The sequence below is a fragment of the Paenibacillus vietnamensis genome, assembly GCF_020169515.1.
In the GTDB taxonomy this organism is placed as follows: Bacteria; Bacillota; Bacilli; order Paenibacillales; family Paenibacillaceae; genus Pristimantibacillus; species Pristimantibacillus vietnamensis.
Window position 1 is genome coordinate 40,765 of sequence record NZ_JAHMHW010000002.1, and the last position, 23,315, is coordinate 64,079.

A 23,315-nucleotide genomic window follows, 5' to 3' on the forward strand; every position below is an offset into this window, starting at 1 on the left:
CTTACGTAATCGGCTTTACTCCATAAGGCTCGGCTTTGTACTTTCTCCAGCCGGTATAGGTTAAGACCGCCGAAATGACGGCACCCAGCATTAATGTCCACTTGATCGGATTGGCTGCAGCGATCGGAGCTACTGCCGGTTCCACCTCTACGCTGCCGCTCCGGTCAAACAGCCGTATCACTGAGGCATTTAAGGACTTGAGCGACTGATTGACCAAATGCTCGCTCGAAGGACTCATCGTGCCGGATTCAAGCAGCTGATTCGTGTAACGGATCCGTCCCTTCAATTCGGCAGCATGCATGCTTCCGAACAAGATGGCAACGGCCGGTTCGATCCGGTCCGCATGGCTTTGCAAGCTGCCAAGTGCCGCTCTTGCCGCTTCGGCTCCGTCGCCGGTTTGACGCTTCCACGCTTTTTCCACCCGGGACAAATCGTCCAGCATCAAACTTTCGTATTGCAGCCACAGAGCATGGTCCGGCCTGACGAGCGCATCCGCCGCCAGTCTTAGCCTGGCTGCCTCACGCGTCCATCCGGCTGCAGCGTCGCCGCTGACCAGCGCTCGGCCGATCGCATCCGAATCCAGCTTCATAAACTCCCAGCCCTCATTCATGCCGCCGGGTCTTTGACCGCCTTCGAGCAGACGCTGCAGCTGCTGCAGGTAGGCATAGCCTGCTTGCCGGTTATTTATATTTGCCGCATGATAAAGCGAGCCTGCCAGCTCGTCCAGCCGCGACAGCTCACTTTGCAAATTCATTGCCGTTACATCAGCATTCGGGCCTGCATCGAAAGAGCTCCCCCATACGGCGCCCGCTGAACCGATCGTCATGACGATACAGATGACGAAAGGAATGATAATTCGCAGCTTCATGAACATCCCCCCATAGACAATCTATGAGGGGATGTCCCAGGTTATTCTTTTTTCCGGCGACGCAGCCATAATGGTAAAGCCGCCGCTAGGCTGAATAAGCTCAGGCCATAGGTAAAAGCGCGTACGGCCGCTACATCGTCATCGAGCTCGTCGGCCAAATAAGGATAAACCTCGTAAGTATAATCGACGGTATCGTTAAGCAGCAGCCATCCCGTCGCAACGGTCAGCGCCGCCGCACCCGCTTTCATGAACCGGAAATAAAGGAGCGCTTCGAACGCCATTCCCAAATGGGAGACCATCAGCATATAATGCTGCCATACGAGCTCAGATCCCTGCCAGGCGCCTGCGAGGATCATGGCGACCGCCCAGATGCCGTATTTGACCGAGCAGACGACCGCAAGCGCTTCAATTATTTTGCGGCCTGCCATGGCGACACGGGACATTCGACTTACAGGAAACAGCATATATAACAAAGCCAAAGTAAAAAACAAGCTGGCTGTCGGGGAATCCGGCACAAACACGATTTGCCACAAGGGATGATTGTTTAATGTAGCAGACAGCTGGCCTTCGTACCAGATATATCCATATACCGTTCCGGCGAAATTCACTGCAAACAGCAGCCACAAAAATGAGCGGTTAAGCAAAAAGTCTCTGCTCCAAAAAAAAGAAATAATCATTTCGTTTCTCCTTCGGCATGTAATAAAGCCCGTTTGCCCGTTCATTCTAAAAAGACCTGACCGTATAAATACGATCAGGTCTTAAGTCATTGTTACCCTTGTTATTCCGCTGCAACCTTCTGCTTCGAGAGCCAAGTCGCCAGCTGGTCGATTTCTTCCGCCGACAATTTGTCCTTGAAAGATGGCATTGCGCCGTTGTTCCGGCCGTTCGTAATGACTTCGGCCAGCTCTTCCTTAGACAACCGGTCGCCTACTCCAACCAGTGAAGGCGTAGTGCCTTGACCTTTCAGGTCAGCGGCATGGCAGCCTACGCATTGAGCCTGCTTCGCGATATCCATCGCCGGGTCGTTCGCCTCAACGAGTGAAGCTTCTTCCTTCGGCTGCGTATAGTTAGGCCGTTCTTCGCCTTTCTCGGCAGCCTCGCGCGCTTTTTCTTCACGCTCGATATGCTCAGGTATTGTGCCGTTCGCCTCCAAAATATGCTGATAGTGATCCCAGGAGATAACTGTCAGGTAAATGGATGCGATAAGCGAAAGCCCCATGAGTGACGATGCGATCGGACGGCGGTAGAAGCGGCGTTCCTTGCCTGTGTCCAGAAACGGTGCAAGCAGCAGAGCGCCGAACATAACGGCCGGTACACCCATCGTTCCGAGCAGGATGTAGTCCTGCGAAACGTACGGATATTTCAAAAATTGATACAGGAACAAGAAGTACCAGTCAGGCATCGGGATGAATGAAGCGTTAGTAGGATCTGCAGGATAACCGAGCGGTGCCGGCTCTGCAATCGTCCATACTAGAAAACCGACCAACACGACGCAGCCGACCATCCATTCCTTCAGGAGGAAGTTCGGAATAAACGCTTCCGATTTACCCGGGAATGAAGTGTAGTCGGGCGGTATGTTCGGATGGTTGCTTTTCTTCACACGCGAGTCGCCGACGTAGACGACCTTCTCGTTCGAATGATGACCATGCGCCATAAGTAAACCCTCCTCCGCTTAAAGTGGTCCTGAAATGCCTTGCTTCCGAATCATGATAAAGTGCGCTGCAAGCATCGCAATCAATGCGCCAGGCAAGAAAAAGACGTGGATCGCAAAGAAACGAGTAAGCGTTTGAGCGCCTACGATATCGCCCCCGTAAAGGAAGTCAGCGATATAAGGGCCCAGCACCGGAACGGATGCGGCGATTTCAACACCGACCTTAGTCGCGTAATAGGCTTTGTTGTCCCATGGCAGCAAGTAGCCTGTAAAGCCAAGGCCTAACATAATGAAGAAAATCAGCATTCCGACAACCCAGTTCATTTCGCGCGGCGCCTTGTAGGAGCCCGTAAAGAATACGCGCAGGGTATGTAGGAACATCATGACGATAACAAGGCTTGCCCCAAAATGATGCATGCCGCGGACGATCTGTCCGAAAGCGACCTTGTGCTGCAAGTAGTCAACGCTTGCATACGCGTTGATGATGTCTGGAACGTAATACATAGTCAAGAACATTCCGGACAAAATTTGGATGACCGTAATAAAAAACGTCAAGCCGCCGAAGCAGTATACGAACGCGGAGAAATGATGGGCCGGGTTAACGTGCTCGGGAACCTCGTGGTCGGCAACATCTCTCCAAAGCGGCGTAATGTCAAGACGTTCGTCAATCCAGTTGTATACACTTTTAAACATCTGCAGTACGCCCTCCTTATACTCTCGTGTTCGGCTTGATCGGACCCAGGTATACGAATCCGTCCTCCAGCTTCACTTCATATTCATCCAATGGATTCGGTGCTACGGCAAGGTTCTTTCCGTCTTTCGTGTAGCGCGCGTCGTGGCACGGGCAATCGAATTCGTTCTTGCCCTTCACGTTCCAGCCGATCGTACAGCCCAAGTGCTTACAAACGGGCGAAAGAGCGAAAATCGTATTGTTCTCGTCCTTGGAAATCCAAGCCGAAAGCTCCGGGTCGCTTACGTACCAGCCATCGATCTGATGAACCGTAAATTTAAACTCCTGCGGTTCGTTCGTAATCTTGCTCTCTTCAACAACCTTTACATAAGTGCCTTCGCCCTTCTTCACAAGGAGCGGGTCCACTGCGAAACGGACCATCGGCAATACCGCGCCGCCCATCATAAAAGCAGTCGTTCCGCCGAGCGTATACGACAAAAATTGACGCCGGGACATTTCCTTGCGCTGAGCCGGTTTATGCGCGTTTTCGTGATGTTCATGGTTACTCATCTTCTATTCTAACCCCCTTTGCCAACCATATCTCGCGTCTTGCCGCACGGCAAAAACGCATGACGAACTAGGACATAACTTATAATAGCCTAGGTGCTTGGGAGCGTCAAGAATATGGCCGGATATTTGCGCGGCTAACAAAATGACGTTCATTAATTTGTTATCATTTTGTCACATTTGACCTTGTCTGCCATTTGTTTTCCCCTAAATCTGATTACATTATGCGACAAAAGCTTAAAGATTATGTAGATTGTCTGCTCCACATCTCCCGAATGACCGCCGATACCTCCGCCTGGGAAGGAAGAGCGCCGCCTTCATCCGGCTTCACCCACAAATCGATACCCGGGATGTCGCTATGGATTGCCGGATCGGCCGTTACCGCGATGACGAAGCGGAAGCCGCCGTTTTTCGCCGATACGCACCAATCCTGAAGCAGCTCCTTGAACGGCTGCCGTCCGGATATGTAATGCCAGGCCGGATACGTCACCACCCTGCCCTTAAACGGAATTTCAATCAAATCCATGATGTCGCGCAGACGCTCCAGCTTCTCCGTCGCTTCGAAAGGTTTTTCGACGCCGGACATCCCCGTTAACGGAAGCAGGCAGGTGTCCAAATAGGGACTGAGTTCCTCCCACTGACCGCTCGTAATTTCACTAAACTTCATCCTGTCCATCCCACTCCTTTATCATCTATGCCCTGTTGCCCTATCTATGTTACTCCGAATTGCACTTCTTTGCCAATCCGGCGAGCCCGGAACAAAGCATCGACAATCAAGCGTATACGGCTTCGCCGTCCTCTGGCGGCGAAGCTTCGTTTCGCGGAGAATTCTAAGCGGATATTAGTGTGAAACTTATAATTCTTAGAGTTCAAAAAAAAGCCTCTTTGCGTTACATGCGGACCTGTTGTCCGAATGCTGCAAAGAAGCCCCGCTCTGCCTCCGCGCCAATAGACGTTTGCGGCAGCCGCTATCTTTTTAAGTCATGCAGTTGTTTGGCCAGACGATAGAACGTATCCTCGTCTTTCGCGGCAAGCGCGTTATCGATGGCGGTATTGATCCGGTTCGTCTGAAATTTGAGCACCGCTTCATCGAGTACGAACTCGGCAGCCAGACTAAGCATGGCTTCGTACGTTACTTTCATTTTGTCCATAGGATACACCTCCAAACCGGCGTTAAGAGATCCTATATTCTATTCCTTTCGTCACATAGCTCTCCATCGTCTTTCTCATACGCTGCAAATCACTGTCCGTCAATTCTCTTACGACTTTGGCAGGTGAACCGATAGATAGAGTATAGGATGGTATTTTTTTGTTCTCTGTAACAATCGAACCGGCTCCTATTAAAGCATATTCACCGATGTCTGCGCCGTTAAGTACGATTGCCCCCATTCCAATTAATGTGCCTCTGCCTATTTTGCAGCCGTGGACAATCGCCCCGTGCCCGACAGAAACCTCATCTTCCAATTGTAATGGTTGATTCGTATTGACATGTCCGATTACGCCATCCTGTATGTTGCAGCGCTGTCCGATCACTATTGGCGCAAGATCGCCGCGCAAAACGGCATTGAACCAAACTGTGCTTTGGCCTAGAATGGTCACGTCTCCGACGATTTTAGCGCCTTCCGCTATGTATACATCTTCATGAATCTTTGGCATCAAGCCATTATACGGCAGTAACATGCGTCTATCGCTCCCTCTGAAATTAAAATATAAGATTACGCAAGAGTCTTACTTATACTCTAGCTTATATTTCATTTCGAACCAAGAGCTTGCTGCGGTTAATTGGTAGCGGACGGCTTCCGCTCATCCAAGCCGACGCCGGAGACGATAGCGGTTCCCGCCTTCGTCATTTTGACTACGGAACCGAACTCCGGATGCTCGCCAAGCCTGAGAAGCCCGAGATGGACCATCATGCTTATGATTCTTTTCTCCAAAATCGTTTCCGCATCGTCATAGTAGTACGGCTTGATATAAGAGACGAGCACCTTTCGCAAGGATTCGACCGTCACCCATTCGGCTGCCAATGCGTTCATCCAATGCGCCAGCGCGAGCAGATTCGAAATCGGTCCCTTATACAGCTTCAGCCAGCAGCGGTACAGCTGCTCGGCTTCGCCCGGCGGCCTTGACAGCAGCCTTTCTTCTCCTGCGGCAGTCAGCTCAAGAAGTGTATCGTTCTCGCTTATATATTTATTGGAGCAGCAAAAATCGTAGATGAACGAGAACCGGTTCGGGTACTGGTTAAAATGCTTGCCGTAGCCGAATCGCCAGGCCCCTTTGCCCGGCAGCTCCTCCTGTACGCCGAATTTATCGAGAATTTGCAGCATAAACCGTTTGTACATCGAGCCGTCAGCGGTCAGCTGCACTTCGTTATGGCGTGCATAATAGAGAAAATGTGTAATGTCGTCGTGGATCAGCAGCTGCTCGTCGCGGTATACGGGCGGCTCTTCCGTAAATTGAAGCTCGGCTGCAAATCTTTTGGCCAGCGTTTCGCGGAATCTTACTTTCAGATCGTTCGGCACCTGAAACAAATACCTGCTTGGTCCGCTGTATCCGTTGAACAACCATCCGTGATGCTTGAATTTGGCGATCATTTCTCTAGGACTTGCAGCCTTTGGCTCCGTATCCGCGTTTTTTTTGGTCCGCCTGGATTTTTTGGGCTGCTGCTCCTCCGCCGTTTTTGCTTCGTCTTCCCCGAATCTGCACTGCTGGACGCGCGCGATCAGGTCCTCCAGGCTGTAAGAGCTTCGCGGCTCAAACAACAATGAGTTTAAAAATCGTAAATCCTCCAGCTTCATGCTGCTTATTTGCGCTTCAAACACTTCTGTTCGACTTACGGTAGAGAGAATGGATTGAATCAAATCGTTTTTCGAGTTTCCATTGCACTCGCATCGGTAAACGTCTGCAATTCTGCTAAGCTGCTGAATATCCGCATAACCTAGCATATCCGATAAATTCATAGCTCTCTCCTTTCTGTAAAGCTCCGCTTCTTTTTGCTGAGGAACGTGCTGCTACAGTCCATTTTGCGGTGGATAAGCCTTATTTAGTACCATTATGGGAAGATCGGTTCTATTTTATAACCGGGAGCAAACAGGAAATTATAATGTTTCAACAAAAAAAGAGACCGTTCCGCTGCCGCGAAGGTCTCTTTTCCGCTTAACTTCTAAATATTTAAGTGTATGGTACAATTATAAAGCTTCGGCTGCCAATTCCCGTTATCCAGCTCCATGATCGAGTAGGACAGATTGTTCAGATGCTGATCTTCCAGCTCCTTGCACAGCTCAGACATGAAAACCGCCAGAAAGCTTCCGTGAGAAACGACCAGCAGCTTAAGCTGCGGATGCTCCAGCTGCCACTCGCGTAGAGCCGCCAATCCGCGGGCGCGCATGTCGTCGTCGGATTCCACCCCACCGGCGGCATCCCGCCAATTGATGCCCCATCGTGCAAGCCGCTGCTCCTCCGTCATCCCTTCAGCCTCGCCGAAATATCTTTCGCGCAAACGGGGATCACCTTCCAGAAGCGGAATTTCCAGCTTTTCCGCAATGATCGCCGCAGTATCCCGCGCCCGCATCAGATCGCTGGATACGACGGCATCCCAAACCCTTTCTTCCCGGAACAGCCGGCCGGCCAATGCCTCGGCTTGCCTGATCCCTTCTTTGTTCAGAGGAATATCGGTTTGCCCTTGGATTCTCCCTTCCGCGTTCCAATCCGTTTTGCCGTGACGCACTAGCCCGATTAACAAAGTGACGGTCAACTCCTTCTCTCTATGCAGCAAAAGCTCCCGAGGGAGCTTTTATTCTGTATTCTTAGCTGCGCGTTCTCGACAGCCAATTTAATATTAACAAAGTCATGACAATACCCAGTAAGGAAAGGGCGACATAATACTGCGGAAACGCCGGAACGACCTTCAGGACAAACGGATCGCTTATGCTTGCGACCGGAACTTCCGCAAAGAAGCCTGCGGTCACCACCACACCGTCCCCCGATACATTCGCCGTATCCATCAATCCGGACAGCTCGGAAATTTCCACCTTGGACGCTCCGCCCTCATGGTCGAACACAAATACGACAAAAGCGGAGACAAACATCGCCATGCACGCCGCAATGATGATCGCAAGGTTCCGGCGGAACGATTTGGTGAACTGATAGCTCTTATGCGATGCAGGCATGAGCCATGAATCCTCCGCATAAATCCGTTCCATCACACTGCGGTTCACGTGCTCCGTCGGACCAAGAAATTTCTCTTCCTCGGACAAGAAGCGGATCAGATCTTCGCTTTCCTCCCAGACCCGAAATTGCTCCGCGCACGCTTCGCATTCGAGCAGATGAAGATCAATCGCTTTCCGTTCATGATCCTGCTCGGACAGATCCCAATATTCCCCGAATTTTTCTTGCGCTTCGTTACACTTCATCGTGTATTCATCCCCTCGAATTCTTCCATCAGCGGCGTTCGTCCGAAATACGGCTCCAGCTGCGTTTTCACGCTTGCTCTGGCCCGGAAAAGCAGCGATTTGACGGAACTGACCGTTTGCCCTAATATATTCGCGATTTCCTGGTAGTCAAGCTGGTCATATTCCCGAAGAATAAGTGCAGAGCGCTGTTTTTCCGGCAAATTGTTGATGGCATCCCGCACCATCTCCATCCGTTCATTGCGAAGGACGTGCTGCTCGGGTACCGCGTCCGGCGCGGCAACCGGCTCAAAGCCCGATTCGTCAAGCGACATATGCCCCGACTTCTGCTTGCGCAGCTCGCTTAGAACGGTATTGCGCGCGATCGTGTACAACCAGGTCGAAAAGGAAGCATCCACCTCGCGGAACGAGTGAAGACTGCGATAAGCTTTATAAAAAGTTTCCGAGCACAAATCCTCGGCGAGCGGCTCCAGTTTGGCGCTCTTTAGCATGTGATAAATGAAAGCCAATATTTTACGTTGATAACGCCGCATCAGCTCGGAATAGAGCTCGACATTGCCGTCCTTTATCTCACGTATCAATTGGGAATCAGTCATGACAGGCGAACCTCCTCCACCTGCGGATTATAATTCCCGGACCGTATACTACATTGTACCGGCCCGCGGACGAAAAGTTGCGGTCAGTATGCAAAAAAACACGAGTAGTTATCATATTCGAGTTTCGCGACTAAATTCCTGCTTCTTTCGACAAAAGGTTTTTACGACTAGGCGAAAAGGCCCTGCACGCAGAAAAAAGGGCAAAAAAAAACCACCTATAAAGGTGGTCCGCACATAGTGCGAAGGATTTGGATAGGAGTGGAGAGAAACCATACTGTACTTTTATTATATGTATACGCTTCCAACTTGTCAATAAGCGTTTTCATTTTTCTTTGAACATTTTTGCAACCGTTTTAAGACGAAATAAAAAACGTACACCCCTAAAGGTGTACGTCATAGCCGTTCGCCGTCAACAGTGCAATAGCCTGATCCAAATAATCCTGCGTACGGAACGAAAGCCTCAGTATGCCTGGGACGTCCTCCCTGCTCTCGATCACTTGAATATTGCTGAGATTGATCCGGCTGTTGCCAAGCTCGCTCGTAATTTTGCCGATGATGCCGGGATGGTCGGGAACGTCGACATAACAATCAAACGTCGAATGGATGATCCCCTTGCGCCGCTCCGGCATGCGGTTTCGAAATTGTCCCGCCTGCGCGAACGACCGCGCGATTGCCTCTCCATCCGCAGATTCGAGCATTTGGACGAATTTGTTGACTTCTGCATTCCAATCCTGAAGCAGCGGCAGCAGCACCGACCTGTTATTGATCAAAATATCGCGCCAAACGGTCGGATCGCTCGAAGCGATTCGTGTAATATCACGGAAGCCTCCTGCCGCCAATGACTCATACAACCCGTTCCGTTCGTTATATCCGCGAATTTGATTGACGAGCGACACGGCGATCATATGCGGCAAATGACTGATCGCTCCCGCGATTTCGTCATGCTCCTTGGCGTCTACATGCACGATATTCGCTTTCGTATAGCTTAACAGCCCGATGAGCCGATCCAGCGCATCGGCAGGCGTATTGACCGAAGGAGTCAAAACATAAAATGCGTTCTCGTACAAATAAGAAGATGCCGCTTCCACGCCCGAACGCTCCGAGCCGGCCATCGGATGTCCTCCGATAAACACCGCTCCTCCGAAATCCAGCCTTTCCGCACAAGCCATGACGGACGTCTTGGTGCTGCCGGCATCGGAAATGATGCAGCCCGGCTTCAACCGGAACTTGCTCAGCTTCTCAATGTACTCCTCGATGTTGCCGACCGGCACGCAAATAAATATAAAATCCGCTTGCTCTGCCGCTTCCTGCATAGAGGTCGTCGCGTAATCGACGACCCCTCTCTGTATATATTTGTCAACCTGGGAAGGCCGGTTCGAATGCCCGATCACCGTAATATCCGGCTTGCCCTTCAAGCAAAGGGCGATCGACCCTCCGATCAAGCCTACCCCGAAAATCGCCACAGTTGTCATAACGTTATCCTTGCACCGTCGCTTCCTGCAATACTTGCTCCAGCGCCTGTATGAATTTTTCGTTCTGCTCGCGAGTGCCTACCGTAATCCGGATATGGTTCGGATAATACGTCCAGCGGGCGCGGGAGATGATTCCTTTGCGGAGCAGGGCGTCGAACACCTCCGGCGATGGACGCTTCACATCGACCATAACGAAATTGCCGTATGCCGGGAAGTACTTAAGACCCATCCGGTCAAACTGCTCGCAAAAGTAACGAAGGCCTTCCGCGTTCTGTTCGCGGCAGTATGCAATAAATTGATCGTCCGCCAGCGAGGCTGTTGCTGCCGCCTGGGCCGCTCTCGACGTATTAAACGGCTCGCGAACCTGGTTCGTAAAGCGGATGACGTCGGCATGGCCGACCCCGTAACCGATCCGCAGCGCGGCCAAACCGAAAATTTTCGAAAAGGTTCGAAGCACGATCAGATTGCGGTAATCGCGCAGAAATTCAATGCCGTCCGGAAACTCGGGATCGCTGATGTATTCGCCGTAGGCTTCATCCAGCACGACAAGCACGTCGCTCGGCACCTGCTTCAGGAACTCGTCCAGCTCGCTCTTCGTGACGATCGTTCCCGTCGGATTGTTCGGATTGCAGATCCAGATGATCTTCGTCCGGCCGTTCACTTTTGCCAGCATGGCAGGCAGATCGTGTTTTCCATCCTTTAACGGGACTTCAACGATCCGTGCATTCTCGATTTCGGCATTATGCTTGTACTGCGGGAAGGTTTCGTCCGCCATAATCGTTTCGTCGCCGGGAACAAGAAAAGCCCTTGCTATCATTAAAATAATATCGCTGGAGCCGGCCCCGAAAATGATTTGGTTGTTATCGACCCCAAGCTTCCTTGCAAGCGCATTCGTCAGCTCAAGGCTTGCCCCGTCGGGATAAATATTAAAGTTCGCAAGTTCTGCCACCACGGCCGCTTTAGCCTGCTCAGAGCATCCGAACGGATTTTCGTTGGAAGCAAGCTTAATGACCTCGGTTAATCCCAGCTCCCTCTTCACGTCGTCAACCGGCTTGCCCGGCTGATACACAGGGAGGTGGACGATATTGCTTTTGGGCTGCATGAGCCTTTCACCTCTTTTTAATAATAAGCTGGTCTTATGTTCGTCATTCATTGTCTCACATCTGTTGTGCCTTTTAAAGTCTTTTCTCGATTTGAACGAAGAGAGCCGTTCCGCGGGGTCCGAGTAATCGGACGAACGGAACGGCTCCTGGTAAGAGTCAAAATATTATCCTTTAAGCTTGGCTACGAAATCGCCGATCTGTTTAAGACCGGCCGCCCGGCTGCTCTCCTCTTTCAGGAGCGGAATCGCCTCTTCGATCGTGCGGACGATTGCGCTGCCTACGATGACGCCGTCGCACAGCTTCTCGAAACGCTTTACCTGCTCCCTGCTCGAAATGCCGAAGCCTACCGCGATCGGCAGCTCGGTCGCCTGTCGCACCGTCCCGAGGAAATCGTTAATGCCGGTATGGAAATCGGCTCTCTCCCCCGTTACGCCAAGCGAGGAAACGCAGTAGACAAAGCCTTTTGCTTTGCGGGAAATGCGGGTCACGCGGTCGTTCGAGGTCGGCGCCACAAGCGGAATCAGATGGACGCCGGCAGACTCCGAAAGCTGCCTGACCTCCTCGTCCTCTTCGATCGGCAGGTCCGGAATGATAAGTCCGCTGATGCCTTTGCTTTTGACCAGCTCGAAAAACGCATCCAATCCGAACTGATATACGGGATTATAATAAGTGAATAAAATAAATGGAATTTTCACGCCCGCCTCGCGGGCTTGCTCCGCCACTTGAATGCAGTCCGTCAAAGTGATGCTGTTCGTTAATGCGCGCTCGGACGCCCGCTGAATAACGGGCCCGTCCGCCAGCGGATCGGAATAAGGAACGCCGAGCTCGATCATGTCCGCTCCGGCTTCCTCCAGCGTCTTGATTATATCGATCGAAGTTGCAAGATCCGGATCGCCCATCGTCAAAAAGGGAATTAACGCCGTCTTGCCTTCCGCTTTTAAGCGTGCGAACGCTGTATCAATGAGATTCATTTACGCTGCCTCCCAAATAGCCCATAATCGCTTCCACGTCTTTGTCCCCGCGTCCGGACAAGCTTACGACGACGACTTTGTCCTTATCGAGGGTCGGCGCGAGCTTAATTGTCTGTGCGATCGCATGCGCGGACTCAAGCGCGGGAATAATGCCTTCGGTACGGGAGAGCAGCTGTAGCGCCTCCAGCGCCTCCGCATCCGTAATCGGAACGTATTCGGCGCGCCCGGAATCCTTCAGGTAAGAGTGCTCCGGCCCAATGCCCGGATAGTCGAGTCCTGCGGAAATCGAATGAGCCGGCTGCACCTGGCCATGCTCGTCCTGAAGGACGTAGCTCATTGAGCCTTGGAATACCCCATGGCGGCCTTTGGTCATCGTTGCCGCATGCTCGGTCGTATCGACGCCTCGTCCGGCCGCTTCGACGCCGAGCAGGCGGACGGCCTCATCCTGGACGAACGGGTAAAAAATACCCATAGCATTGCTGCCGCCGCCGACCGCCGCTACGACGTAGTCCGGCAGTCTGCCTTCCTCCGTCAAAATTTGCTGGCGTGCTTCGTCACCGATAATTCTCTGGAAATCGCGGACCATCATCGGGTACGGATGCGGCCCCGTTACGGAGCCCAAAATGTAATACGTATCATCGACGTGGCTAACCCAGTATCGGAGCGTTTCGTTGCAGGCATCCTTAAGGGTTCTCGTGCCGGACACAACCGGAACGACCTCCGAGCCGAGCAGCTGCATACGGAACACGTTCAGCTGCTGACGCTTCATATCCTCTTCTCCCATGAACACCTTACATTCAAGCCCGAGCAAAGCCGCAATCGTCGCCGATGCGACGCCATGCTGACCGGCGCCTGTTTCCGCAATAATCTTCGATTTTCCCATCCGCTTGGCTAACACGCCCTGGCCGATCGTATTATTGATTTTGTGCGCGCCGGTATGGTTCAAATCTTCGCGTTTCAAGTAAATTTTCGCTCCGCCCAAATGGCGGCTCAGCCGCTCGGCATAATAAAGCGAAGTAGGCCTTCCCGAATATTTATGCAATAAGTAGCGGACCTCGTCCTGAAACGCCGGGTCCTTCGAATAATGCCGGTAAGCTTCCTCCAGCTCCAGTAATGCGTTCATCAGCGTTTCAGGAACATATCTGCCGCCGAACTTGCCGAACCGTCCATTCTGATCAGGCACCTGTGTCATGCTTCCATCACCCTTCTTACAAATAATCGGATTTTATCGATATCCTTGCTTCCATTCGTTTCTACGCCGCTCGACACGTCGATTCCGCCCGGGGAATAGGCTCTAAGCAGCTCTTGAACGTTGCCCTCGTGCAGACCGCCGGCGACATACAGGGTTAGCCCCAGCTTACCGGATGCCTGCCGATAGTCATTGATCATATCCCAATCGAAGGTTTGTCCCGTGCCGCCGCCCGGCGCATCGATTAAAATCGCGTCGACTGCATTTTTGTACGGGGCCAGCCGTTCTTCGGCGGCTGAGGTTTTCCCGTCTGTCTCCGCGCCTTTTATCGAAAACACTTTCCACACCTGAACACCTAACCCTCTCCTGACCTCGTTGCAATATTCCGGCGTTTCGTCGCCATGCAGCTGAACGACATCGAGCGGTGCGGCGTCTATGACCGACTTTAATTCTGACAAGCTGATGTTCACGAACACGCCGACGGTCCTCGGCGATTTTCCGTCCGCAGCCTGAAGGGCACGAACGGCTTGTATAAGCCGGGAAGCCGTCTCTTTGCTAACCTGCCGCTTGCTTGGCGCGAACACAAAGCCGATTTCGTGAATCGGCAGTCCGTTCATCGCTTCGATGGTCGGGACGTCTTTCAGCCCGCATATTTTGATCCGCGGACTTTGCGTCATCGCGCCTTCACCGGGCCCATCAGATCTTGGACAGCGCCGCCGACGTCGTCATGGCGCATGAAATGCTCGCCGATCAATACGCCGTGAGCGCCGATCCGCTGCAGGTAATCCATATCGGACCTTCCTGCGATGCCGCTTTCGCTGATGACCGTTACGCCGGCCGGCATCATGCCGATCAACGTTTCGGTTACGCGCAGATCGGTGACGAATGATTTCAGGTCGCGGTTGTTTATGCCGATCAGCGTCGCCTTGCCGAATTCAAGCACAGTTTCGAGCTCCTCGCGGTTATGGACCTCTACGAGCACGTCCAAGCCGAGCTGCTTCGCCAAATCGTGATAATCGCCAAGCTGAGCCGGAGTCAGTATCGCCGCGATCAGTAAAATCGCATCCGCGCCGATCATGCGGGCCTCATAAATTTGACGGTAATCGATCGTAAAGTCCTTCCTGAGCAGCGGAACGTTAACGGTGCTTTTTACAGCTTTCAAAAATTCATTCGAGCCTTGAAAATAATCCCGGTCCGTCAGCACGGAAATGCAATCCGCGCCCGCAGCTTCGTATGCGGCGGCCAGCACGGCCGGTTCAAAGTCGGGGCGGATGAGCCCTTTGGAAGGCGAAGCCTTCTTCACCTCCGCGATCAGCCCCATATCGCGTTTGCGGCCGGCCGCCGACAGCGCACGCTCAAAGCCCCTGCACGCTTCCATTTGCGCAATGTACTTCTCGGCCTCAGCCAGCTGAAACCCGGCGGACAGCTCCTCTACCTCGGCTTTTTTGGTTGCCACGATTTTATCCAGAAACATGAGCCAACTCTCCCGTCCTTTGAATGAGGCTGACCAGCTTGCGTTCAGCCTGTCCCGAATCAATGACCTCCGCAGCGAGGAGTACGCCTTCGCGCAGTGAATCCGCGCTTCCGCCTACATAGATGCATGCTCCCGCATTGGCGAGCACGATATCGCGGTATGCCCCGCGCTGCTCGCCCGAAAAGACGGCACGGATCAGCGATGCGTTGACGGACGGCTCCCCGCCCATTACCTCGGTAATCGGGTACCGCGTCAATCCGAGCTCCTCCGGCGTAATATCGTATGTGCGCACTTTGCCCTCCAGCAGTTCGGAAACCTGCGTCGGTGCAGAAATGCTGATCTCATCCAATCCGTCATGACTGCTTACGACCATGGCGCGCTTCAGGCCAAGCTCGTGCAGCACCTCGGCCACCGTATCCGTTTTCGATCGGTCATACAAACCGAGCAGCTGGCGGTCCGCGCCTGCTGGATTCGTTAGCGGTCCGAGCATGTTAAAAATCGTTCGGATGCCAAGCTCCCTTCTCGGAACGGCCGCATGGCGCAGCGAAGGATGATACAGCTGGGCGAACATGAAGCAAATGCCGATTTCGTTCAAGCACTGAGCAGCCTGCTCGGGGGCAATATTGATCTGCACGCCGAGCGCTTCAAGCACGTCCGCGCTGCCGGCTTTCCCCGACATCGCCCTGTTGCCGTGCTTGGCGACCCGGATACCCGCTGCCGCGGCTATGATCGACGAAGCCGTCGAAATATTAAACTTGTGAATGCCGGAGCCTCCGGTGCCGCAAGTATCAAGCAAGCCTTCCTGCTCCGCTTCCACCCGGCCGGAATGAGCGCGCATCACCTCGGCGAAGCCCGTAATTTCGTCCTTCGTCTCGCCTTTGATTCTCATGGCCGTAATGACGCCCGCGATCTGAGCCGCCGTCGCCTCCCCGCTCATGATAATGTTCATCACCGATTTGGCCTGCTCCCTGCTCAGGTCCTTGCCGCCTATGAGCTGACCAAGCGCCTGCTGCATGGTATACGTTTCGCTAGCCTGCATTATTGTCCGAGCCCCTCTCCCGCTTTGACATAATAATCGCTGTTGATTTCCCCGAAGCCGGCCGTCTTCCGGCTCTGGCCGGCGAACAAAGCTTCCGCGGTGCGGATCGCCTTAAGCATGCCTTTTGCTTTGTTCACGGTTTCCATGTATTCGCTCTCCGGTACGGAGTCCCATACAATTCCCGCACCGGCTTGTACGTATGCCTTGCCATTCTTAAAGATGATCGTGCGGATCGTTATGCATGTATCCATAGAGCCGCCGAATCCCAAATATCCGATCGCGCCTGCGTAAGCTCCCCTTGCTTCATTCTCAAGCTCGGCGATTATTTCCATCGCTCTCAGCTTCGGAGCTCCGGATACGGTTCCGGCCGGCAAGCAGGAAATAAATGCATCGAAGAAATCTTTATCCTTGCTCAGTTTACCCGACACGTTCGAAACGATGTGCATGACATGGGAATAACGTTCGATTTCCATAAAGGAGTCGCATTTGACGGTGCCGAACTCCGAAACGCGGCCGATGTCGTTGCGGCCCAGATCGACCAGCATCAAATGCTCCGCGCGCTCCTTCTCGTCTGCCAGCAGCTCGAGCTCCAGCTCCTTGTCCTCTGCCTCCGTCTTGCCGCGCGGTCTGGTGCCTGCAATCGGACGGGTTTCCACCCGGTCGCCGTTTACTTTAACGAGCGCTTCCGGCGACGTCCCTACGATAACCTCCTCGCCCATTTTCAGATAATACATGTACGGCGAAGGGTTCATCGTGCGCAGCACCCGGTACACATGAAGCGGATCAATATCCGTTTCAATGCTGAAGCGCTGCGACAGCACTACCTGGAATATGTCTCCTGCGCGTATATATTGCTTGGCCTGCTCGATGTTCGATACGAACTGCTCTTTCGTGACGTTGGACTGGATATCTCCCAGCTCATGATCGAGCGAAACGGCAGATCCTGCCGGAACCGGGATCGCGACCGGCTGCTGCAATCTTGCGATGGTCGCCTCGATCTTCGCGACGGCCGCTGCATAAGCTTCCCCGATTTGGGCATCCGTCGAGCCTTCCGCAACATGAACGTTTCCGACGATTTGCAGCTGCTGCTTGAAATGATCGAATACGATAATTTGGTCGCAGAACATGAACTGCATGTCGTTCATTTGGAGGTCGTCAATTCTGTGCGCGGGCAGCTTCTCGTAATACTGCAGCAAATCGTAGCCGAAAAATCCGATCGCCCCTCCCGTAAACGGAGGCAGCTCGGCAAGCGCCGGACTGCGAAAGGAGCGCAGGCGGGCTTTAAGCAGCTCCAGAGGCTTGTCGTTCAGCACCTGCTTTTGTCCGTTATGCTCAAGCACCATTTCGCCGTTTTTGCCGTACAGCATCATAAACGGGTCGTTTCCGATGAACGAGTATCTGGCCCATTTTGCGCCGCCCTCGACGCTTTCCAGCAGAAAGGCATGCTCTTCCTTCGCAAAATGCTGGAAAAGCCTGATAGGCGTTTCCGTATCGGCCATCATATGACGAACGATAGGAATTAAATTGTATTGATCGGCTAGACGAATAACTTGCTGCAGTTCGCTTGACATCCCGAACAACCTCCTTGTGATATCCATTCATTTCAACTAATCCCGCTATAGAAAATAAAAAAGCCCCTGCCGGAGCAGGGGCATTGGTTTAGATGATGACGAAAGCGTGTAAGCGCAAATAAACGTATTCGTTCTGCGGAAATCAGGCAAATGGACGCGATCCGTCCTGTGCAGGGCGGCACTCGGTTTGTCCATATGCGGTTCCGTCACGACGGCTACTCTACTGTGCTTATCTCTGGCTCAACTCGACTCATCTAATCTCAGCTCAATCTCTGCTCTTCTACTCTCACTTACGCTTTTTAATATACAACACCGACCGGCCATGCGTCAACCGCGACATACGTTCTTTGCAGGCGAACTTTGTGCTTATTCTATGCTAGCTCTTGCTTAAATCGGGACGCAGCACCTGTGCTCCGCCCAAATATACATGCCGGATTTCCGCTTGCGTCTTGTCCGTATTGATCAGAACCATAAGCCGTATACAGCGCTCAAGGCTGCCTTTGACCGGAACTTCCAGCGCGCACATGAGCGGTACCAGCTCCCAGCCCTTCATCTGACGGATCGCCCGCGCAGGGAAGGTCTCATCAAGATCGCTCGTAACGGTAACGAACACGCTGCAAATATCGTCAGGCAAAATGCCGTTTTCTTCAACGATGCTGTTCAGCAGCTCGATCGTTGCGTTCAAGATCGGCTGCTCCTCGTTAGCATCGACGGTAATGGCGCCGCGTATTCCCCTAACGCTCATCGCTTTCCGCCTCCTGCTTCAATTGCTCCACGATTTCCCGAACCCACTCCACAGGAACGTCCGACTTGATGTCGACGCGGCCGATTGCATTTGGAACGACAAAGACCATCGTGCCTTCTTTGAACTTCTTGTCGTGCATCATGGCATTCATAACGGCGTCGACGTCAAAATGTTCAGGAAGCCGAACCGGCAGCCCGCATTTTGCGAGCACCCGTTTCGTTACGGCATACACCTCTTCAGGAGCTCCGTAGCGCAAGCCAAGCTTCGCCGAGCCTATCATGCCGATGGATATCGCTTCTCCGTGCAGAAGCTCGTTGTAGCCCGCTACCGCTTCGAGAGCGTGACCGATCGTGTGGCCCAAATTCAAAATCGCCCGAAGATCGTTTTCCCGCTCGTCCTTCGAGACGACAGCCGCTTTTACGCTGCAGCCTTTATGAAGCGCATAGCCGAGCGCATCCGGATCGAGCGCAAGCAGCTTGTCCGCATTTTCCTCGCACCAGGCAACAAACTCCGCGTCCCAGATGAGACCATGCTTGACGACCTCGGACAGGCCGGCCTTCACTTCTCTGGTCGGCAGCGTTTGGAGCGTATGTAAATCGTATAAGACCAGCTCGGGCTGATGGAACGCCCCGATAATATTTTTGGCCAGCGGATGATTAACGGCCACTTTGCCGCCGACGCTGCTGTCATGCGCGAGAATTGTCGTAGGGACCTGAACGAATTTAATGCCTCTCATGTAGGAAGCCGCCACATATCCGGCCAAGTCGCCGACGACCCCGCCTCCCAGCGCAACAATCGCCGATTTGCGGTCAAGCCCCGCCTCGAGCGCCTTCGTAATCAGGCTCTCCAGCATCGAAAGCGATTTCGAGCTTTCACCCGAAGGCACGACGGCGCTGACGGCCGTGTAACCGGCTGCGGCAAGCCCTGCCTCAAGAAGGGGCAAATGCAGATCCGCTACAGAGCGGTCGGTAATGATCATCAATGGCGATTTTTTGCTGATGCCGTGTTTCTCGAAATAGGAAGAAGCCTCCTGCAGGAGGCCCTCCCCGATATAAATGGGATAAGAACGGTCGCCTAAATCTACAGTCAGCTCACGCATTCTTAGTACCGTCCAATCTGCTCAAGATAATTGTTCAGGTTCGAGCGGATTTCTTCGATGGAATCTCCCCCGAACTTCTCCAAAAACGCCTTCGCAACCTCCCAGGCAACTACATGCTCCATGACGACGCTTGCCGCTGGAACCGCGCAGCTGTCGGAGCGCTCCACCTGTGCCGTGAACGGCTCCTTGGTATCGATATCGACGCTGCGAAGCGGCTTGTACAAAGTCGGAATCGGCTTCATGACGCCGCGCACAACGATTTGCTCGCCGTTGGTCATACCGCCTTCAAAGCCCCCTAGCCTGTTCGTAGCACGGTGATAGCCCCGCTCGGCGTTATACATAATCTCGTCGTGCACCAGCGAGCCGCGAAGCTTGGCTGCCTCGAAGCCGATGCCGATTTCGCAGCCCTTGAAGGCATTGATGGACACGACAGCTTGTGCGATGCGGCCATCCAGCTTGCGGTCCCATTGGACGTGGCTGCCAAGACCGATCGGCACGCCTTCTACGATGCACTCCACGATCCCGCCGATGGAATCGCCTTCGGCTTTAATCTGGTCGATGTAAGCCGTCATTTTCTCTTCGGTCTCCTTGTCGACGACGCGGACCGAGGACTCTTCGGTCAATCGGATCAGCTCGTCCACCGGAAGATGATTAGCCGGAGCTTCGATCTCGCCGATCCGGATGACTTGCCCCGCAACCTTTATTCCGAATTCGGCAAGCAGCTGGCGTGCAACTGCGCCGACTGCTACGCGTGCAGCCGTTTCGCGGGCGCTCGAACGCTCGAGCACGTTGCGCAAATCCTTCAAATCGTATTTCAAGCCGCCGTTCAGGTCCGCATGTCCAGGACGCGGACGGTGTACGCGGCGCTTCTCTTCGTCACTGCCCTCGATCGGCTCGATATTCATAACGGACGTCCAGTGCTTCCAGTCGTTATTGGCTACGACCATCGCAACCGGCGCGCCTGTCGTCTTCCCGTGGCGTACGCCGCCGACGATGTTCGCGGTATCCTTCTCGATCTGCATCCGGCGTCCCCGGCCGTGGCCCTTCTGGCGGCGGTGCAGCTGGAAATTCAGCTCGTCGAAATCGATTTTCAAATTGCTCGGCAAACCCTCGATAATAGCCGTCAATTGGGGGCCGTGCGTTTCCCCTGCTGTCAAATACCGTAAACTCAATGAAAGCTCCTCCTTCAAAACAAGCCTGTATGAAAGCGCCTGCTGTGCGATACTCCCTAAACATCTTTGCTCATTATAGTACAGCGTCACCGGTTTGACAAGAATTTGCAAGGTGCTGCCGCTGCTCCGGATTCTGAATAACACAGCTTTAAAAAGTAAAAAAAGGACCTTCCCGCAATCATTTCCATGACATTGGGTCGGTCCTTATAATCCGGCAAACCGTCAGCCATTGACGGACTGCTTCCTGTAAAGCTCCTTGCCGTCCTTGAGCAGATGGGGATCGTTCATGAGTCGATTCATTTGCCCGCTGTCAACGCCAAGAATCTGTGCGCATTCCTGTATAGAAATGAATCCCCGCATATACGCTGCAATAACTTTACGTTTATCCATCTTGCGATTCATCCTCCAAATGATTAACTACTAGTATTAGTATAGGAGAAGATGAAAGCCGGTATACATTACACGGAGACGCGGCGGTAAAAGAAGGTGTCTGCCGTTTCGAACCCGTATTGCGACGGCGTGAAAATTTGCTCCGTGCTTCCGACGAACAGCAGACCGCCCGGCTTCAGAGCGCGAGCGAATTTATGGTACAGCAGGTGCTTGGCGTCCTCGGTAAAATAAATCATAACATTGCGGCAAACAATTAAATCAAACGAGGAGTCAAACGTATCGTAAAGCAGGTTTTGCTGCTTGAAGACGACATGCTGCTTCAACTGGCTGGATACGAGATAGGCGCCTTCTTCCTGCTTGAAGTACTTCTGCCGGCAGCCGGCCGGCACATCCCGAACCGAACGTTCCAGATAGCTGCCTTCCCCCGCTTTCCGCAGCACGTTTGCATCCAGATCGGTGGCGAGAAGCGAGGCGCGCTGCAGCGCGCCCAGCTCCGACAAAATCATAGCCAGCGTATACGGCTCCTCGCCTGTCGAACATGCGGCACTCCATACTTTGATCCGGCTTCCGGCCTTCAGCATCTCCGGCAGAAATCGGTTCTTCAGCACTTCCCACCGCGATGGATTCCGCCAAAACTCGGACACGTTAATCGTCATGCGGTCCAAAAATTCATTCAGCAGGCTGCGGTTTTGTTCAATCGCCTTCCAGTACTCTTCAAATGTCATAAAACCGTGCTTCATCCGCAGCGTCGTAAGCCTGCGCTTCATTTGCGCTTCCTTATACTGCGACAAGTCGATATCGGTCTTCTGCTTGATCCGAACGATAAACCGCGCAAAGTCTGGATCTTGATGCATAGCTTCCTCCACCGTTTACGGCTGCCGATTTTAGACCCACCGCTGAATAGTATGCTCGTAATCGACAAGCTCGGACGGTGAGAAGAAAATCCCGATCTCCCTTGCAGCATTAGCCGGCGAATCCGATCCGTGAATGAGGTTGAAGTTTGTATGTACCGCAAAATCGGAGCGAATCGTACCCGGCAGGGCCTCAAGCGCATCCGTTTTTCCGATCAGTGCTCTCGTAAGAGCGATGACATTATCGCCTTGCCATACCATTGCGAACGACGGACCCGAAGAAATGAACTCAAGCAGCGGCTCATAAAAACCTTTGCCCTTATGCTCTTCGTAATGCTTCTCGGCCGTCTCCTTGGTGACAACCAAAAATTTGGCCGCAACCAGCTGCAGCCCTTTTCTCTCTAGCCTCGATACGATCTCGCCGATCAAGCCGCGCTGAACGCCGTCCGGCTTAATCATCAGAAATGTTCTCTCCATCCTCAACCATTCCTTTCGCTGTCGTTTCTTTAGTAATTACGCTTGCCCACAAAGTGGGCAATGTCGTTCAAGTTCTTTTTCGCTGCGATATCAGGTAATCCCTCTAATGCGCGGAGAGCTTTTTTTATATATCGGTTTGCAAGACGGTCCGCCAAATCCCCGCCGGCGCTTTTTCGGATGATATCGATCGCCAGGGAGGCATCCCTGGCGCCTCCGCCTGCTCGGATCAGTTCGATTTCGCGCAGCAGCGCATCCCGGATCCTGTCGTCCTGCAGCGCTAATATAACGGGAAGCGTAATATTGCCCTGCCTCATATCCGAGCCTGGAGGTTTGCCGATTTGCTTCTCCGTTCCGTATAAATCGAGCAGATCGTCACGGATTTGGAAAGCCATGCCGACATTGTAGCCGTAACGGTAAAGTAAATTTGCCGTTTTCTGATCCGTGCCCGCCGCGATCGCGCCCAGCTTGCAGCTAATGGCGATCAGCAGCGCCGTTTTCCGCCGAATCCTTTTGAGATAGTTGCGGACCGATTGTCCGGTATTAAAGAAATCGCGGATTTGTTCGATTTCTCCGATGCACATCTGCACGAGCGCACCGGACAAAATCTGATGGATTTGCGGATTCGGCAGCTGAGAAGCGATCGACAGCGCTTTCCCGTGAATATAATCGCCGGTGTACATGGCGATCCTGTTATCCCACTTTGACTTGACGGTCAGCTGGCCGCGTCTCGTTTCTGCATCGTCAATCACATCGTCATGTACAAGCGACGCCATATGTATTAATTCGAGCGGTACCGCAACACGCTTCATGACATCGAGGCGGTAATCTCCGAACTTGCCCGCGAGCAGCACGAATACCGGCCGTATTCGTTTGCCGCCCGCTTTGAGAAGGTGCAGCGATGCATCGTTAAGGAGCGCATGGTCATCCGCTACGCTCTGCTCCAGCTCCTTCTCGATTTGGGCCAGATCGCCTTTCATCTTTGCGTACAAATCTAATAGTTTCAT

The 23,315-nt window shown here is 53.1% G+C and carries 27 protein-coding genes; all 27 read right to left on the minus strand.

Annotated elements, in window-relative coordinates; translation table 11 throughout:
* Position 1: 1 nt before the first annotated feature.
* The 27 genes from KP806_RS05000 to KP806_RS05130 all read right to left on the minus strand — a co-directional run bounded on the left by KP806_RS05000 (position 2) and on the right by KP806_RS05130 (position 23,315).
* Positions 2–868 (minus strand): sporulation protein YpjB, encoded by an 867-nt coding sequence (locus KP806_RS05000; protein WP_224722478.1) that lies wholly within the window; start codon positions 866–868, stop codon positions 2–4.
* A gap of 41 nt (positions 869–909) precedes the next feature.
* Complete coding sequence (locus KP806_RS05005; RefSeq protein WP_224722479.1) at positions 910–1,545, minus strand: DUF1405 domain-containing protein; 636 nt, start codon at positions 1,543–1,545, stop codon at positions 910–912.
* Positions 1,546–1,646: 101 nt separating this feature from the next.
* Positions 1,647–2,522, minus strand: a complete 876-nt coding sequence (locus KP806_RS05010; protein WP_224722480.1) for a menaquinol-cytochrome c reductase cytochrome b/c subunit — start codon at positions 2,520–2,522, stop codon at positions 1,647–1,649.
* Between the two features lie 18 nt (positions 2,523–2,540).
* A complete protein-coding gene (gene qcrB / locus KP806_RS05015; RefSeq protein WP_224722481.1) occupies positions 2,541–3,212 on the minus strand; it encodes a menaquinol-cytochrome c reductase cytochrome b subunit in 672 nt (223 codons plus the stop codon).
* 16 nt (positions 3,213–3,228) lie between these two features.
* Positions 3,229–3,759 carry a Rieske 2Fe-2S domain-containing protein gene (locus tag KP806_RS05020; RefSeq protein ID WP_224722482.1) on the minus strand — a complete coding sequence of 177 codons (531 nt, stop codon included), beginning with the start codon at positions 3,757–3,759 and terminating at the stop codon, positions 3,229–3,231.
* A gap of 241 nt (positions 3,760–4,000) precedes the next feature.
* Positions 4,001–4,423 carry a DUF2487 family protein gene (locus tag KP806_RS05025; protein ID WP_224722483.1) on the minus strand — a complete coding sequence of 141 codons (423 nt, stop codon included), beginning with the start codon at positions 4,421–4,423 and terminating at the stop codon, positions 4,001–4,003.
* Positions 4,424–4,724: 301 nt separating this feature from the next.
* Entirely contained in the window at positions 4,725–4,907 is a 183-nt protein-coding gene (locus KP806_RS05030; RefSeq protein ID WP_224722484.1) for an IDEAL domain-containing protein, read from the minus strand.
* Positions 4,908–4,929: 22 nt separating this feature from the next.
* Positions 4,930–5,436, minus strand: coding sequence for a gamma carbonic anhydrase family protein (locus KP806_RS05035; protein ID WP_224722485.1), 507 nt, complete (start codon positions 5,434–5,436; stop codon positions 4,930–4,932).
* Positions 5,437–5,534: 98 nt separating this feature from the next.
* The gene (locus KP806_RS05040) at positions 5,535–6,713 is read right to left on the minus strand and encodes a hypothetical protein (RefSeq protein WP_224722486.1); all 1,179 of its coding nucleotides are present in this window, start codon (positions 6,711–6,713) and stop codon (positions 5,535–5,537) included.
* 203 nt (positions 6,714–6,916) lie between these two features.
* Positions 6,917–7,495, minus strand: a complete 579-nt coding sequence (locus tag KP806_RS05045) for a histidine phosphatase family protein (protein WP_224722487.1) — start codon at positions 7,493–7,495, stop codon at positions 6,917–6,919.
* A 64-nt stretch (positions 7,496–7,559) separates the two neighbouring features.
* A complete protein-coding gene (locus tag KP806_RS05050; RefSeq protein WP_224722488.1) occupies positions 7,560–8,165 on the minus strand; it encodes an anti-sigma factor family protein in 606 nt (201 codons plus the stop codon).
* Positions 8,162–8,758, minus strand: coding sequence for an RNA polymerase sigma factor (locus tag KP806_RS05055; protein WP_224722489.1), 597 nt, complete (start codon positions 8,756–8,758; stop codon positions 8,162–8,164). The genes KP806_RS05050 and KP806_RS05055 overlap by 4 nt, the downstream gene beginning before the upstream one ends.
* A gap of 380 nt (positions 8,759–9,138) precedes the next feature.
* The gene (locus KP806_RS05060) at positions 9,139–10,230 is read right to left on the minus strand and encodes a prephenate dehydrogenase (RefSeq protein ID WP_224722490.1); all 1,092 of its coding nucleotides are present in this window, start codon (positions 10,228–10,230) and stop codon (positions 9,139–9,141) included.
* 4 nt (positions 10,231–10,234) lie between these two features.
* Positions 10,235–11,332, minus strand: coding sequence for a histidinol-phosphate transaminase (hisC, locus tag KP806_RS05065; protein WP_224722491.1), 1,098 nt, complete (start codon positions 11,330–11,332; stop codon positions 10,235–10,237).
* Positions 11,333–11,497: 165 nt separating this feature from the next.
* On the minus strand, positions 11,498–12,304 hold the full coding sequence (gene trpA / locus KP806_RS05070; RefSeq protein WP_224722492.1) for a tryptophan synthase subunit alpha: 807 nt from the start codon (positions 12,302–12,304) through the stop codon (positions 11,498–11,500).
* On the minus strand, positions 12,291–13,496 hold the full coding sequence (gene trpB, locus KP806_RS05075; protein WP_224722493.1) for a tryptophan synthase subunit beta: 1,206 nt from the start codon (positions 13,494–13,496) through the stop codon (positions 12,291–12,293). Before trpB ends, trpA begins: the two co-directional genes overlap by 14 nt.
* Positions 13,493–14,170: a phosphoribosylanthranilate isomerase gene (locus KP806_RS05080; protein ID WP_224722494.1), complete on the minus strand. Its 678-nt coding sequence runs from the start codon at positions 14,168–14,170 to the stop codon at positions 13,493–13,495. The genes trpB and KP806_RS05080 overlap by 4 nt, the downstream gene beginning before the upstream one ends.
* A complete protein-coding gene (gene trpC, locus KP806_RS05085) occupies positions 14,167–14,967 on the minus strand; it encodes an indole-3-glycerol phosphate synthase TrpC (protein WP_224722495.1) in 801 nt (266 codons plus the stop codon). The genes KP806_RS05080 and trpC overlap by 4 nt, the downstream gene beginning before the upstream one ends.
* The gene (gene trpD / locus KP806_RS05090; RefSeq protein ID WP_224722496.1) at positions 14,954–16,006 is read right to left on the minus strand and encodes an anthranilate phosphoribosyltransferase; all 1,053 of its coding nucleotides are present in this window, start codon (positions 16,004–16,006) and stop codon (positions 14,954–14,956) included. Before trpD ends, trpC begins: the two co-directional genes overlap by 14 nt.
* Positions 16,006–17,577: an anthranilate synthase component I gene (trpE, locus tag KP806_RS05095; protein ID WP_224722497.1), complete on the minus strand. Its 1,572-nt coding sequence runs from the start codon at positions 17,575–17,577 to the stop codon at positions 16,006–16,008. The genes trpD and trpE overlap by 1 nt, the downstream gene beginning before the upstream one ends.
* 376 nt (positions 17,578–17,953) lie before the next feature.
* Entirely contained in the window at positions 17,954–18,322 is a 369-nt protein-coding gene (gene aroH, locus KP806_RS05100) for a chorismate mutase (protein WP_224722498.1), read from the minus strand.
* Positions 18,312–19,421 carry a 3-dehydroquinate synthase gene (gene aroB / locus KP806_RS05105; protein WP_224722499.1) on the minus strand — a complete coding sequence of 370 codons (1,110 nt, stop codon included), beginning with the start codon at positions 19,419–19,421 and terminating at the stop codon, positions 18,312–18,314. The genes aroH and aroB overlap by 11 nt, the downstream gene beginning before the upstream one ends.
* 2 nt (positions 19,422–19,423) lie before the next feature.
* Positions 19,424–20,593 carry a chorismate synthase gene (gene aroC, locus KP806_RS05110; protein ID WP_224722500.1) on the minus strand — a complete coding sequence of 390 codons (1,170 nt, stop codon included), beginning with the start codon at positions 20,591–20,593 and terminating at the stop codon, positions 19,424–19,426.
* Positions 20,594–20,815: 222 nt separating this feature from the next.
* Positions 20,816–20,983: a hypothetical protein gene (locus KP806_RS05115; RefSeq protein WP_224722501.1), complete on the minus strand. Its 168-nt coding sequence runs from the start codon at positions 20,981–20,983 to the stop codon at positions 20,816–20,818.
* Positions 20,984–21,051: 68 nt separating this feature from the next.
* Positions 21,052–21,837, minus strand: coding sequence for a CheR family methyltransferase (locus tag KP806_RS05120; protein WP_224722502.1), 786 nt, complete (start codon positions 21,835–21,837; stop codon positions 21,052–21,054).
* 30 nt (positions 21,838–21,867) lie between these two features.
* Positions 21,868–22,311 (minus strand): nucleoside-diphosphate kinase, encoded by a 444-nt coding sequence (gene ndk / locus KP806_RS05125; protein ID WP_224722503.1) that lies wholly within the window; start codon positions 22,309–22,311, stop codon positions 21,868–21,870.
* A gap of 29 nt (positions 22,312–22,340) precedes the next feature.
* Positions 22,341–23,315, minus strand: coding sequence for a polyprenyl synthetase family protein (locus tag KP806_RS05130; RefSeq protein ID WP_224722504.1), 975 nt, complete (start codon positions 23,313–23,315; stop codon positions 22,341–22,343).